Source organism: Agrobacterium sp. 22-209-1 (assembly GCF_053522485.1).
Genome location: NZ_JBNWCH010000011.1, coordinates 21,574 through 35,102 on the forward strand (window position 1 = coordinate 21,574; position 13,529 = coordinate 35,102).

The 13,529-nt window shown below is 57.8% G+C and carries 11 protein-coding genes and 1 pseudogene; 2 read left to right on the forward strand and 10 right to left on the reverse strand.

What is annotated here, in order from left to right; genetic code table 11:
- Positions 1–20: 20 nt before the first annotated feature.
- The 10 genes from ACQZ48_RS20050 to ACQZ48_RS20095 form a co-directional block, all read right to left on the reverse strand.
- The gene (locus tag ACQZ48_RS20050; protein WP_448729266.1) at positions 21–1,583 is read right to left on the reverse strand and encodes an ABC transporter substrate-binding protein; all 1,563 of its coding nucleotides are present in this window, start codon (positions 1,581–1,583) and stop codon (positions 21–23) included.
- 117 nt (positions 1,584–1,700) lie between these two features.
- The gene (locus ACQZ48_RS20055; RefSeq protein ID WP_448729267.1) at positions 1,701–3,458 is read right to left on the reverse strand and encodes an ABC transporter ATP-binding protein; all 1,758 of its coding nucleotides are present in this window, start codon (positions 3,456–3,458) and stop codon (positions 1,701–1,703) included.
- 2 nt (positions 3,459–3,460) lie between these two features.
- Positions 3,461–4,336 carry an ABC transporter permease gene (locus tag ACQZ48_RS20060; RefSeq protein WP_448729268.1) on the reverse strand — a complete coding sequence of 292 codons (876 nt, stop codon included), beginning with the start codon at positions 4,334–4,336 and terminating at the stop codon, positions 3,461–3,463.
- Between the two features lies 1 nt (position 4,337).
- Positions 4,338–5,303, reverse strand: a complete 966-nt coding sequence (locus ACQZ48_RS20065; RefSeq protein ID WP_448729269.1) for an ABC transporter permease — start codon at positions 5,301–5,303, stop codon at positions 4,338–4,340.
- A 188-nt stretch (positions 5,304–5,491) separates the two neighbouring features.
- Complete coding sequence (locus ACQZ48_RS20070; RefSeq protein WP_448729270.1) at positions 5,492–6,190, reverse strand: ATP-binding cassette domain-containing protein; 699 nt, start codon at positions 6,188–6,190, stop codon at positions 5,492–5,494.
- On the reverse strand, positions 6,187–7,911 hold the full coding sequence (locus tag ACQZ48_RS20075; protein ID WP_448729271.1) for a branched-chain amino acid ABC transporter ATP-binding protein/permease: 1,725 nt from the start codon (positions 7,909–7,911) through the stop codon (positions 6,187–6,189). Before ACQZ48_RS20075 ends, ACQZ48_RS20070 begins: the two co-directional genes overlap by 4 nt.
- Complete coding sequence (locus tag ACQZ48_RS20080; RefSeq protein ID WP_448729272.1) at positions 7,889–8,731, reverse strand: branched-chain amino acid ABC transporter permease; 843 nt, start codon at positions 8,729–8,731, stop codon at positions 7,889–7,891. Before ACQZ48_RS20080 ends, ACQZ48_RS20075 begins: the two co-directional genes overlap by 23 nt.
- A 16-nt stretch (positions 8,732–8,747) precedes the next feature.
- A complete protein-coding gene (locus ACQZ48_RS20085; protein WP_448729273.1) occupies positions 8,748–9,914 on the reverse strand; it encodes a substrate-binding domain-containing protein in 1,167 nt (388 codons plus the stop codon).
- Positions 9,915–9,928: 14 nt separating this feature from the next.
- A complete protein-coding gene (gene iaaH, locus ACQZ48_RS20090; protein WP_448729274.1) occupies positions 9,929–11,383 on the reverse strand; it encodes an indoleacetamide hydrolase in 1,455 nt (484 codons plus the stop codon).
- Between the two features lie 214 nt (positions 11,384–11,597).
- A complete protein-coding gene (locus ACQZ48_RS20095; protein ID WP_448729369.1) occupies positions 11,598–11,834 on the reverse strand; it encodes a helix-turn-helix transcriptional regulator in 237 nt (78 codons plus the stop codon).
- A 6-nt stretch (positions 11,835–11,840) separates the two neighbouring features.
- Between ACQZ48_RS20095 and ACQZ48_RS20100 the strand changes: the two genes are divergently transcribed.
- Both ACQZ48_RS20100 and ACQZ48_RS20105 read left to right on the forward strand, forming a co-directional pair.
- Positions 11,841–12,113 (forward strand): hypothetical protein, encoded by a 273-nt coding sequence (locus ACQZ48_RS20100; protein ID WP_448729376.1) that lies wholly within the window; start codon positions 11,841–11,843, stop codon positions 12,111–12,113.
- 365 nt (positions 12,114–12,478) lie between these two features.
- Positions 12,479–13,463, forward strand: a pseudogene (locus tag ACQZ48_RS20105) (carbon-nitrogen hydrolase family protein).
- The last annotated feature ends 66 nt before the right edge of the window (positions 13,464–13,529 follow it).

A 13,529-nucleotide genomic window follows, 5' to 3' on the forward strand; every position in this document is an offset into this window, starting at 1 on the left:
GATGCCCTCCCATTCATTTTTCATGCCATCCATACCGAGCGCAGGCTGTAAAGAGCGGAGTCAACCGTATAAGGGACGAGGCCGTTTACGTTCGCGCGGTAACCGTTAAGGACATTGGCAAAGCCCCAGACGATGTTGCCGCCGCGCTCGTGTTCGATCGCGCGCATCTTCGCGATGATATCGCACCGCTTGGTGATGTCGGCCGTCGCCACGGCCTGCCTGTGCAAGTCGTTGAACTCGGGGTCATTCCAGTGAGAGGTGTTGAACGTGCCGCTCGGGAGCAGGCTGCGCGTTGCGACCGCGAGATAGGTATCGGAAAGGAAATCGACCCCGAAGGACCACTGCCCGTATTTCGCAAGGTAGGCGCCGACTTCCATCACCTTCACATTGATCGTGACCCCGGCCGCCTTTGCCTGTTCGGCGAACACCTGCGCGCACTCGACCATGCCGGCGGTGCCGTTGACCGTCACCATATCTAAGGTCAGTTCCGACTTTCCAGCCTCCTTCAGCAGCTCCTTCGCCTTGGCAATGTCCTGCTTGCGCTGCGGTAGTGTGGACTCTCCGCAAGGTGCAATTGTTCGCCCGGCCATGTCGTTGCCGACCGTGCCGTAACCGGCCAGAGCAATTTTTACCATTTGCTCCCGGTTCGCGATCAGCTTCATCGCCATTCGGACCTTCGGATCATCGAAAGGCGCAACATCGGTCCGCATGTAGATCGGAACGGACATCGCGGAAGGATTGTTCAGCAGCTTCAAGCTCGGATCGACGGAGATAACTCGTGCCTGCGCGAACGGCATTGTATAGGTGATTTCAACCTGGCCGCCGCGCAGCGCATTGATTGCCGCGGTATTGTCGTTGATCACCGAGATCACGAGTTGATCGACCCATGCCGGCTCGCGGAAGTAGCCGTCGAAGCGGTCGAACACGGATTCCTGCCCCGGCGTAAAGGAAACGTATTTGAATGCGCCGGTTCCGATCGGCAGCGCCGGATCGAAATCACGCGGCACCATTTTCAGATAGCGGTTTGCCCACACTTCGGAGAACAGGCCGTTGGGCGCCGCGAGCGTAAACTTCACCGTCAGATCGTCGACTTTCTCGACCTTCGTCGGGTCGATAAAGCTGATCAGCGAGGCACCTTTGGACGGATGTTCCTTGTCGAGAATTCGCTTTACCGAGTAGATGACGTCATCAGCCGTGAAATCCTTTCCGGCATGGGTCTTCACACCCGCGTGAAGCTTGACCGACCATACGGTCGCATCCTCATTGGGAGTGAAGGACTCGGCGAGAACCAACGCGACGCTGGCATCCGCCTTGTATTCGCAAAGTCCGTCGAACAGGTTGCAGAAGCGTACGATGTCGGAAATCTGCCCCTGCGTCCGATGTGGATCGAGTGAATCGGCGCTTCCGCCCGGTACAGCCACACGAATGGTCCCGCCCTTCTTCGGTACTTCGCCCTGAGCCATTGCCGCAATCGAGCCCAAAGGCGATGCGAGGATGCCGGCCACGCCGATTGCCGCTGACGCGCGGAGAAGCTGTCGCCGGGAGACGGACGGCATGCTGGTAAACTTCGTGTCGCTCGACATATGAAACCTTTCTTTCGTTCCCCGATGCATTGGATTGCAATGTCACTGATAGAGAGACCGCGCCGTTGCGGTATCGACATTAATGTCGATCTTTGAAGCTGCCGCTGTGGGCCTGTGTCAGGCCAGTTCCAGGGTGTTGGCCAAAAGGCCTTTGGTGTAGGCTGCGGCCGGTCGGCTCACGACCTCCTCGCAAGAGCCGATTTCGACGATCTCCCCCTTGTCGAGAACAGCAACGGTGTCGGCGAGGCTTCGCACCACGCCGAGATTATGTGTCACAAACACCAGGCTCAGGCCATCGGACATAAGAGACCTGAGCAGTTCGACGATCGCGGCTTGTACCGAAACGTCCAAAGCCGCGGTGATCTCGTCGCAGATCATCACGTCGGGAGAGGCAAGCAAGGCGCGTGCGATTGCGACACGCTGTTTCTCTCCACCCGACAATTCGTTCGGGAACCTGTCGATATAGGCGGATCTCAACTCGACCCGTTCGAGGACGTCGCGGATCTGGCGATTGCGATCCGTGCCTTGCGACGATCGGAAGTGGCCAATCGGCACTGCGAGATTGCCGCCGATGGTCTGCCGGGGATTCAAGGAACCATAGGGGTTCTGGAACACGTATTGCAGCCTGCGACGATCATCATGAGAACGATGACCGGCTGAGGGAGAAAGCTTGCGCCCATCAAGAAGAACCTCACCATTCCAGTCACCATGCAGCCCGATCAGACACCGTGAAAATGTTGTCTTTCCACTGCCGGATTCCCCCACGACGGCGAGACATTGCCCCCTGGCAAGCGTCATCGAGACATCACGCAATACGGTTCGATCGCCATAGCGCGCCGACAGTGAGCGCACGTCGAGGACTTTAATCTCCTCAAGCGTTCTCTCCTTGACCAAAAGCGGCGCTGGCCTGGCCATGCCGTCAAGTTCGCCGGTTCGATGGCATGCGACGGCATGGGTGGCCGCCGGAATGTTTTCGAGTGGCGGGGCGCCGGCGCAGATAGCGGTCGCGTGGGGGCAACGGGGACGAAAGACACAGCCATGCTCCCGATCGACGAGAGCAGGAGCTTTTCCAGCGATTGCTCGCAGTTTTCGGGCTTCTCGGACCGAAGGCACCGCATCGAGAAGGGACCGTGTATAGGGATGCGCTGGCTTGGAGAACACATCATCCCGGCTTCCAGCCTCAACGATGCGCCCTGCATAGAGAACGACGACTTTGTCGGCGATATGCGCCACGACGGGCAGATCATGAGAAACATAGACAGTCGCGATGCCGTGAGCCCGGCAAAGCCGCGTCATCATGGAGAGCACATCCGCCTGTGTCGATACGTCCAAACCTGTCGTCGGCTCATCCATGATGACAAGCCGGGGTCGCGGAGCGACCGCCATTGCGATGGCGACGCGCTGCAGTTGCCCGCCGGAGAGCTGGGATGGGTATCTGCCGAACAATTCGGGCGTCGCAGCCAGACCGACTTCCACCAGGAGGTCGCTCAACCTTGCCCGCGCCTCGCCCGGGGACAGAGCGCTCCGGCCCCGCACCAAGCCTTCGATGAGCTGTTCGCCGATCTTCATCGCCGGATTGAGCGATGCGAAGGGATCCTGCGGTACGTAGGTCACGAGTTTTCCGCGCACCTGATTTCTCGCGGGTGGCGACAGTGCCATCAAATCCATGTCATCGAGGACAATTCGGCTTTCCGCCGTTATGGTGGTCCCGGGTTTGGCGAAACCGAGCAAAGCAAGAGAAATGGTCGTTTTACCGGACCCGGATTCGCCAACCAGTCCCAGCACCTCGCCGGGAGCGATCTCGAAGTGGACATCCTTGACGATCGGAAGACCGGTCGCTGTCGCATCGACTCTCAGATTGGAGATCTTGATCATGATCAGTCCTTTCCACCATCTGTCCGGCCCAAAGAGCGAAGGACACCTTCAGCAAATATGTTTCCGCCGATCGTGAAAACCGCGATGGCGACGATCGGAGCAATGACTGCCCACGGCTGGATGGAAAGCGCGTTGCGATTTTCGTTGATCATGACGCCCCAGTCGGCCTCCGGGGGCTGAATGCCGTAGCCAAGGAAGCTCAGACCGGCAAGGAGCGAGATCGACCACATGAGACGAAGGCCCGCTTCGACCAGAAGCGGCGTCGCGACATTCGGCAAGACCTGCGTGACGATGATCCGCGGTCCGGACAAACCGATCGCCCGACAGTATTGAATATATTCCAGATTGACGACCGACAGCGCCGCACCGCGGATGACGCGCGAAACGCTGGGTGCCTGTGAGATGCCGACCAGGACCACGAGAAGAATCTTGCCCGGGCCTGCGACGGTTACAACCAGGAGCACGAAGATCACACTGGGAAACGCGAGCTTCACATCGACGAGCCTCATCAGAAGCAGGTCGGTCCATCCTTTGTAGAAAGCACTGGAAAGACCGATCAGCGCGCCGAGAACGAGACCAAACGCCGTCGCGCAGAGCGACATCCAAACGAGACTGAACCCGCCATTGAGGAAGCGGGAATACACATCCCGGCCGAGAAAATCCATTCCGAGTGGCGAACCGGGCTGAGGTATGTCGAACGGTATACCCACAAGTTCGGTCGCCCCGTAAGGCGCGAGAAACGGGCCAAGGACCGCGACCGCTGCAACGACAATCATGAGGGCGACACCGATACCTGTTCTTGCCGATCGGAACAATCTTGTAACCGCCATCCTCGAGCGCTGCGTTTCGACATTGTCCATCATGATTTCCTTGCTCATGTCAGGTACCTCGGCCCGGGGGAGTGAGGAGCGCCGCCGCAAGGTCCGCGATCATGTTCGACAGAAGGAAGGTGGCCGCGATGATCAACACAATGAATTGCACGACAGGGATATCGCGGTTTCCGACGGCATCGGTGAGCGCTGTCCCCATGCCGGGGTAGCCGAAGACATATTCCACGACCACGACGCCGCCCACGGATAAGGCGAAGACGTTTGCCGCTGCTTGAATTGCCGGAACGGCGGCATTCGGCAGGGCATGGCGGAAGAGGATCCTGCCGGAAGACATCCCCTTGAGCCTCGCAAACTGGACGTAGTCCGAAGCGAGGACATCGATCATCGTCCCGCGAACGAGACGATAAAGATAGGTTGTCTGGAGCAGGAAAAGCGTCGCAACAGGAAGCACGTAGGCACCGAGCTGCTGATAGAACGGCTTGCCCGGCGACAGAAGCGACACGGCCGGCACGACATGCAAGACGTTGGTGCTGAAAACCACGACCAGAAGCAGCCCAAGCACGAACTCCGGCAGGGCATTCACGCCGAGCGAGGTTGCCATCGCGATGCGGTCGAACCACGTATCCTTGAAATTGGCGGTCGCTACTCCGAGAAGAACGGAAATCGGCAAAGCCAGAACCATGGACATCGCGACGAGGGCAAACGAGTTCTCGACCCGCGGCCCAACAAGGTCGGCGACGGACCGGTTCGATGCGGCCGAGAATCCGAGATCCCCACTCAGAAGCGAACCAACCCAGCGCATATACTGCTCGATGAGCGGCAGATTGAGACCGAGTTGCGATCGCAACGCCTCCACCTGTTCGGCACCCGCTTCCTTTCCCAGGATCATTCTGGCGACGTCACCGGGCAGTCCCTGTGTCGCCATGAATATCAGCCCGGACACCAGAATAAGGGTGACGAAGCTCAAACCTATCCGTCGACAGATCAGCCCCAACTGCTTTGGTGCAACTTCCATCGAAATTGATCTCCTACATTTTTCCATGTCGCAGCCTATGGAAATGGCTGTCAGTCGCCATCGACATAAATGACGATGCGCGAACTGTGACGCGTCATGCCAATGCCCGGCAGGGACGATGACTTGCGCCATAATCGCGGAAAGGCTGCAGATTGCGACGTTTCAAGCGCAGAAATTTTGCCAGGAGCTCAGACGCTCAGCCAGCCCTGGATTTCCGCGCGTGTTATCTCGCTCACACTCCGACGAAACACGACGTCGCCATGGTCGAGAACCGAAATCTGATCGCCGACGCTTTCGACAAGACCCAGGCTTTGTTCCACGAGTACAATGGCTGCACCAGCAGCCTTGCGAGCGCTTAACAGCTGGCCAATACGAACGACATTCTCATACTGCACCCCCTCGGTAGGCTCATCCAGCAAAACCAGAGGCCGATCTTCAGACAATACGCGCGACAGAGAAAGCAGCTTCTTCTCGCCGCCGGAAAGCGTACCTGCCTTCTGCGAGAGCCGTTCGCGCAAACGCGGAAACGTATCGAGATAGAGCTCCAGGCCTTTCATGCTTCTATTGCCACGCATCAGGGTGAGGTTCTCCGCCACTGTCAGTTCGTCGAACACGACCTTATCCTGCGGCGCATAAGACAATCCCATCCTCGCCCGCTCGAACATCGACGCCAGAAAGAAGTCCCTACCCTGGAAAACGATCTCGCCAGATGCAGGCTTGATCGCGCCGGCCAGCAACTTCAGAAGAGTGGATTTGCCGACACCGTTGCGTCCGACAATGCAATGCACCTCGCCTGCTCGGAAACCTGCCGAGAAATCACGAAGGACGATACCGGAGCCGTATCCGCCCGATAGCTTGTTGACGGTCAAAACCTCCAGATGGCTCATCGTTGCCCTCCCGCATAGACGCCGCGGACGTCGTTGTTCGCCCGGATTTCCTCAATCGTTCCTTGGGCTAGAAAGCGTCCCTGATGAAAAACGGTGACGTTGTCGGCAAGCGCCTCAACCAGAGCCATGTCATGTTCCACGATAACGATGGTCATTCCTTTCGCCTGCCTGATCCATTTGATCAGCTCTATGACAGCGGACGTTTCGTCGTGGGACAGCCCGGCGCAGGGTTCGTCGAGCAGCAAAATGCGCGGCTCCGTCAGAAGGACCATGGACAACTCAAGAATTTGTCGCTGACCATGGGAAAGCTCAGATGCGAGCTTGGCGCTATCGGAAAGGAATGCGAAGCGCCGCTGCAATTCGACAAGCAGCGGGCTATTCCACTGCCAGAGACGACGGTCCAGAAGCCTCAGCGTTGAGATCCGTTTGCTCCAAAGCCCAAGGCACAGGTTCTGGCGCACCGTCAAATCCGCAAATACGGTCGGGGCCTGGAATTTTCTCGAAACACCGGCAAGCGTCAGGCCAGCGGGCGTTGCCTTTCGTATCTGCTTCCCGTCAAGCGAAAGCACACCGGATGAAAGAGGAAGCAGGCCTGTCAGCGCATTGAAGGACGATGACTTGCCTGCGCCATTCGGACCGATGATGCAGGTCGTCTTGCCCTGCTCGGCGAAGAAATCCAGACCATTCAGTATCTGGACCGAACCAATTCGAACGCACACACCCCGCAGATCGCAGGACAGTGCCGAATTGTCACTTTTCAACCGAGGCGCCTCGATCGGCATGCGCAAGTTCATTAGCGGGGCGGCTGTTGGAATGATCCCTGCCAGGCCCTTTGGGAAACGCAGGACCACGGCGATGAACACGAGCGCTAGAACAAGCTCCCACCAGTCGATCCTATCCCTTAGCTCGGAGCTCAACATTCCCACGGCGAGCGCGCCGATGAGCGGTCCGAACACCGACATGCGCCCCCCTACGGCGACGAAGACGAGCAATGTCCCGCAAAATGCAAAACCGGTGAGATCGGGCGTGACGAGCCCTTGCTGTTGCGCGTAGATCACGCCCCCCAAGCCCGCGCAAAAGCCGGAAACGGCAAACGCCAGAGCCTTGAGCAGTGCGGTGTCAAACCCGAAAAACTGCATCCGACGCTCGTCCGCGGCTATCGCTTTCCACACTGTTCCGATCGGCGCGTATACCAGCCACGCATAACCGGCGCACACAACGAGGGTTGCGGCGGCAACAAGGAAGTATTGCTCCATTAACCCAGATACGCCCGGCATGTTCGGGATACCCAGCAGACCGTTGAAGCCGCCGGTCACACTCGACCAGGTGATTGCAATCTGACTGCCGGCAAAAGCCAGCGCGAGCGTTACCATCGAGAAAGACGTCGCGCTTCCCGTCTGGCCACGAAACACGGCATAAGCGACTAGAAATGCAACCAGCATGGGAACCAGAGCGCATAGCAAGGCCGCCGGCCATGCAACGGCCGAACCATCGACGACGATGAACATGTTGGCAGCAAGATAAGCGGCGATGGCCATGTAAAGCCCGTGTCCCAGCGACAGGGTTCCGCTCAGCCCCCAGGCAAGACCCAAGCCGGTCGCAACGATCCCGTATGTCAGATAAAGTGAGACCTCATAGGCCCATAGATCACCGGCCAGTAGTGGCAGGAGGATCAATGCCAAGGCCAGGAGCGCGAGCTTATGCAAGGCTGAAGAGACCACGGGGACGTCTCCATAGAAAGATGATGGCGATGGCGAGAACGACAAGATAGGCCGTTGTTGGGCTGAGCTGAGTGGCAAGAATGCTTTGCGAGCCGCCGATTGCTGCAGCCCCGCTCAAGAGCCCGGCGATCGTTCCGTAACCGCCGACGACAAGCGAAAAGAAGGAATTGACGACGAGCAGGATGCCCATTGATGGCTCGACGGGAACCGTCGGTGCAATCAGCACTCCAGCCATTCCAGCCGCCGCGGCGCTAAAGACGAATGTCTGCGTGGAAAGGCGGCTGGAATTGATGCCGATGGCCTGCGCGAGCATCGGATTGGATACCATCGCCCTGATCCGAAGTGCAGTCTTGGCACGAAGGTACCATATGCCAACTGACGCCAGCGCGACAAAGGCGCATGACATCGCAAACAGCCGCCATCCCGGAAAAGCAGTGCCGAACAGATCAACCGTGCCGGGAATCGGGAGATCAACGCTCTGATATCCGTTGCCCCAAACCAGTTTGACAATCTCTCGTATTGCCATGCCGAGGCCCCATGTCCCCAAAAGGGTTGCGAAACCATCGTATTTAAGCGGCCTGATGATCAGTCGCTCGGCCAAAAAACCGAGCGAACCACAGACCAGGAAAGCAAGCGGGATGCCGAGGAAATAGGAAAGCCCCAGATGTTGAACGCTCAGGCCGCAGTAGGCGCCGACCATCACCATCTCTCCATGAGCGATATTAAGGACCCCGAGCAGCCCCATGGATACAGCCAAGCCAAGCGTAAGCAACGCTAGGAGCAGCACGTCGTATCCAAGGTTGAGAGTGAGTGTCATCATCCTAGACCGCCCGCCGTTACTTGCAGCTTTGCCCGGTCTGGATATCCTTGAAAGTCTCCACGACTTCAAAATCCGTACCGTTGCATTTTGCGAGATACATTGTCTTTGTGGTATGCCTGTTCGTTACCGTCATCAGGCCTGACGGTGTGGTGAAGCTAGTGCCTTCCGCGGCCGCATCGAATTCCGTTGGAGACACGGATTTTGCCTTTTCGACAACCGCTTTGACCATCGCCAGACCATCATAGACCGACTTCGCGATCGTGTTCTGGATCGCCGGTGTTCCACCCGATGCTTTCGAGACACCGTCGAGAAACGCCTTGTTTTCAGGCAGATCCAGGTTGGTGAAATAGCCCATGCAAGAATAGAGCTTGTCGGACGCTTCCTTGCCGATGCCCAGCAACGTATTTTCCTCAAGCAGGCAGGACATTCGCGTAATGTTGGCGGAAAGTCCGAAATTGGCGAATGTTCGATTGAAATTTACGTTGTCGCCGCCGACCAGCGTCTGGAGGACGATAGCGGGCGAGGTCGCGCGAATCTTCTCGATGGAACTCTCAAACTTGTTCGCCGCCCCTACCGGATAGTATTCCTCGCCAACGATGGTGCCGCCGAGCCGATTCACCGCAGCCTTTACGGCGTCGTTCGTTACGCGCGGCCACACGTAGTCATTACCGATCAGATAGAATGATTTTCCATTCGCCCGCTTGACCAACGACCCGATCGATGCCCCGATCTGCTGCTCAGGCGTTTCTCCAAGGAAGTAGGTAAAAGGCGCGCAATCCCCACCTTCGAAGACCGGTGTGTAGATGTAGGGAACCTTGCCGCGGATTGCCGCTTCAACCGCTTGCCTGACGGCGCTGTCGTGAGCGCCGACGATGATATCGACCTTCTTTCCCAAGACCATTCGTGTCGCGGTCTTTGCAACCTCGGCGGGCGCCGCCCCTCCGTCTGCGATTGTCAATTCAAGCGGTCGTCCCGTGATGCCGCCCGTGGCGTTGATCTGCGCCGCTGCGAATTCGGCGGCGGCCCTGCTGGACGCGCCAAAGAGCGAGGCACCACCAGAAAGGGTGATAAAGACAGCAATCCTGATGGGGTCGGCCGCGAAGGCAACCCTTCCAGTGGCTGCTAATACCGCTGCCGTGGCGGTGAACTTAATTAGCTGACGGCGAGAAATCGTATCTGTCATCTTTTCCCCTTGATTTATTTTGGTTGTGGAATTGCAGGCAGTATCGTTTCAAGTGAAAGCGCGATCGAGATGAGCTCCTCATCCTCAGCATGGGCGCCTTCGAGTGCCAGACCGATCGGCAGACCGTTGCGATCGACGCCGACGGGCAATGAAATGCTGGGCAGGGCGATCACGCTGCCGATATCCATGTTGCGAATGACCGTCAGGAAGGTTGGAACACGCTCGCCGTTCAGATCGGTGGTGTCGTCATCCCCAATCTTCGGAGCGGTAATCGGCGAGGTCGGGTAGAGAATGCCGTGCAGTCGGTTTTCCGCAAGAACCGAGGCGTAGCTCGCGGCTATCTCGGGTATCATCTCGTCGATGGTGCGCCGGTAATCGGAAAGGGCGACGGCTTGGGCCGGGTCCATCAGGATTTTAGCAACCTGAGCGACGTCGGGCGAAGCGACATCGGACAGCAGCTTCTCCACGGTCAAACCCGTCTTCCATTCCTCCAGGAAGGCGGAAAGTTCCGGGACTGCTTCGTAAAAGACAATCGGGAAAGCTATCTCTCGAACGCGGGCGGTCAGCGGGGCCAAGTCAATTTCTACGATGGTCGCCCCGGCGTCTGACAATCGAGAAAGTGCATCTTCGCAGGCCAAACGCACATCTTCGGCCAGATTCTCCCAGTAAAAACCGGAGGGCTTGCCGAGGCGCAGCGTCCCGATTTCGGCGGGAACAGCAGGCTCTCGAGCATTGATCGCGCGGTCGATGAGATCCAGATCCGAAACGGATCGAGCGAGGGGTCCCAAGGTGTCGCGGGTGTGCGACAGCGGGAGGACACCGTTGCCCGACCATCGTCCCACGGTTGGACGATAACCGAAGACGCCGTTAAACGACGCCGGAACACGGACCGACCCACCGGTGTCGCTTCCGATACCGGCGGGCACGAGCCGTCCGCCGACCGCGGAGGCAGTCCCTCCGGAGGAACCTGCGGGAACCCTTGTCCGATCGAACGGATTGCGAACCGGACCACCGAAAGAATTGTTCGATGTACCGCCGAACGCAAGCTCATGCATCGTGTTCTTTCCGAAAAGGATGGCGCCGGCACTTTTGAGTCTTTCAACCACCGTGGCGTCTGCTTGCGGTCTGAAATTCTCCAACGCCGGCGTATTCGCAGTCATCGGCATGCCCACGCAGGCTATGTTGTCCTTGAGGGAAATCGGCAGCCCGTAAAGGATGGGCAAAGGGCCATCCGCCTTTCGGCGCCGGACATCGCAATCTCGCGCCGCAGCAATAATCTCTTCACGATCGAGGTAGGTGAAGGCGTTCAATTCGCTCAGAACGTGCGCTCGATCAAGAAGATCAGAAACAAGATCCACCGACGTGATTTCACCACGGCCAAGCAAAGTGCTCGCTTCGGTGAGCGTAAGTTTCCAAAGCTCCATTTGCATCTCCTGCTGTGTTTTCGCCAGCAAAGCAGATGCTTCCATTGTCCAGTATCGACATTTCTGTTGATCTGAGCGAAGTCGTTTGGGATTGAAAGGGGACGAAATCCCACTGTTCTTCGCTTCCCACCATGGTTTGCTGGCAAAGCGAACGCCGCCGAACTAGAATTTCAGCAAATTGCCGCGATATTGGGCGGTGACGGCCTTCGAGAATGCATTGCCGTTCGCCGGATGACAGCCACGGCAGGATGAGGTTTGATCAGTGGGAAGCGCGACGCCATTGAGATGGTGTGCACCCGAACGCAGCCTTAAAAGATCTGTTGAAATAGCTGACGTCATTGAAGCCCCAAGACAGAGCGATCTCGGTTATGGACTTGCGGCCACTCGGACCTGCAAGCAATTCACGCCGTACGCCACGAAGCCGCGCGTTCATTATGACCTCGCCCGGCGAAGTTCCGCTTTCCGCGCAAAGTCTCCTGAGGGATCGGTCGGACATCTTCGCATGCCTGGCGAACTGCAGCGCACCGAATTCCGGATCCCTGATTTCATTCGAGATCCCGCTACGAAGCTTCTCGAACAGCCAACAACGCGGTGCAAGGCCGGCTGCTTGCGACAGGATGCCATTGATCACGAGATCGCCCGCGCTCGCACTTATTGCCTGAAGATGGTGACGTTCGCATTCGGGAGCGCGCTGGGCAATATTCTTCAGAAAATCCAACGCCACGCCCGTTGGACCGTAGCTGGTTTGGAAGGCAAGCGCATTGAGGTTGTCTAAACTGTTTGCGCGCGATCCCAGCGTCGCACGCGATAAGCGAAGAACCAATTGCTTGAAAGGCTAACGAAATTCCAGCTTGTAGGGTTTTCGGCTGTCGTAAAAGACAAACTCTCCAGGCCGTGTCTCCGCGACACGATCATCCTGATAAACCGCACCCCGACCGTCTATCTGAAAGGCGATCAGGAAAACCTCTTGTCCGCCCGAGCGGATGTGCTCGATCGTTCTTTCGGTTGTCTGGCTTGTCGATTGCACGAGGCTGAGGCTATCGCCGCATGGCCGTTTTGGGCAATATTCCTGGCCTGGATATGCCAAGAAGAATATTGCCAGTCACGCGAGGATGACGTCGGGGACGAAAGGAAAAAACGATGGTCACCACACAATACAAGGTCGCCGCGATTCAGGCGGCTCCGGAATTTCTCGACCTTCACAAAGGCGTAGACAAGGCAATTGCTCTGATCGAAGAGGCTGCACGCGGAGGTGCGTCTCTTGTGGCATTCCCCGAAGTGTGGTTGCCAGGCTACCCGTGGTGGATCTGGCTGGACTCGCCAGCCTGGGGAATGCAGTTCGTCGGAAAGTATTTCGCCAATGCCATGGAAGTCGGTGACGCGTCTTGCAAAAAGCTGCAGAAGGCGGCTGCCGACAACAAGATTCACGTTGTCATGGGTTACGTGGAACGGTCCGGCGGTACGCTGTATCTGTCCTAGGCGCTGATCGACGACAGCGGTAAAACGATCGCGAACCGACGCAAATTGAAGCCGACGCATGCAGAGCGGACAGTCTTCGGCGAAGGCGACGGCTCCCATCTCGCTGTTCACGACACCTCGCTGGGCAGGATGGGCGCACTCTGCTGTGCTGAGCACATTCAGCCGCTGTCGAAATTCGCCATGTATTCGCAGAACGAGCAGATTCATATTGCAAGCTGGCCGAGCTTTTCGGTTTATCGGGGAGCAGCGTTTCAGCTAAGCGCCGAGGCCAATCTTGCGGCAAGTCAGGTCTACGCGCTTGAAGGGGGAACATATGTTCTTGCCCCATGCGCTATCATCTCCAAATCGATGATCGATCTGCTGATCGATAGTCCGGCTAAACAACCTCTTCTACTGGAGGGCGGTGGCTTCACGATGATCTTCGGGCCGGACGGCGCGCCTCTCGCCAAGCCGATTCCCGAAACGGGAAGGCATCATGTACGCCGACGTTGACCTCGGCGTCATCGGTGTGGCGAAGGCGGCATACGATCCTGTTGGTCATTATTCCCGCCCGGACGTCGTCAGGCTGATGTTCAACAGACGCGAAATGCAGCGCGTGCAAGCGTTTGAACCGGAATATCAAGCGGTGGAGCCGCAGTCCGAATAGCCACCTTATCGGCGCGCGAATTGATCTGCGCAACGTGCCAGATTGTTTGCGCGCCGCGTCCGACGA

What these genes read in the sequence shown, in the direction of transcription:
- ACQZ48_RS20050 (WP_448729266.1), bottom strand. Translation starts at nt 1,583, where the DNA reads ATGTCGAGCGACACGAAGTTTACCAGCATGCCGTCCGTCTCCCGGCGA.
- ACQZ48_RS20080 (WP_448729272.1), bottom strand. Translation starts at nt 8,731, where the DNA reads ATGATGACACTCACTCTCAACCTTGGATACGACGTGCTGCTCCTAGCG.
- ACQZ48_RS20055 (WP_448729267.1), bottom strand. Translation starts at nt 3,458, where the DNA reads ATGATCAAGATCTCCAATCTGAGAGTCGATGCGACAGCGACCGGTCTT.
- ACQZ48_RS20070 (WP_448729270.1), bottom strand. Translation starts at nt 6,190, where the DNA reads ATGAGCCATCTGGAGGTTTTGACCGTCAACAAGCTATCGGGCGGATAC.
- ACQZ48_RS20100 (WP_448729376.1), top strand. Translation starts at nt 11,841, where the DNA reads ATGCCTGGCGAACTGCAGCGCACCGAATTCCGGATCCCTGATTTCATT.
- ACQZ48_RS20065 (WP_448729269.1), bottom strand. Translation starts at nt 5,303, where the DNA reads ATGGAAGTTGCACCAAAGCAGTTGGGGCTGATCTGTCGACGGATAGGT.
- iaaH (WP_448729274.1), bottom strand. Translation starts at nt 11,383, where the DNA reads ATGGAAGCATCTGCTTTGCTGGCGAAAACACAGCAGGAGATGCAAATG.
- ACQZ48_RS20085 (WP_448729273.1), bottom strand. Translation starts at nt 9,914, where the DNA reads ATGACAGATACGATTTCTCGCCGTCAGCTAATTAAGTTCACCGCCACG.
- ACQZ48_RS20095 (WP_448729369.1), bottom strand. Translation starts at nt 11,834, where the DNA reads ATGTCCGACCGATCCCTCAGGAGACTTTGCGCGGAAAGCGGAACTTCG.
- ACQZ48_RS20060 (WP_448729268.1), bottom strand. Translation starts at nt 4,336, where the DNA reads ATGAGCAAGGAAATCATGATGGACAATGTCGAAACGCAGCGCTCGAGG.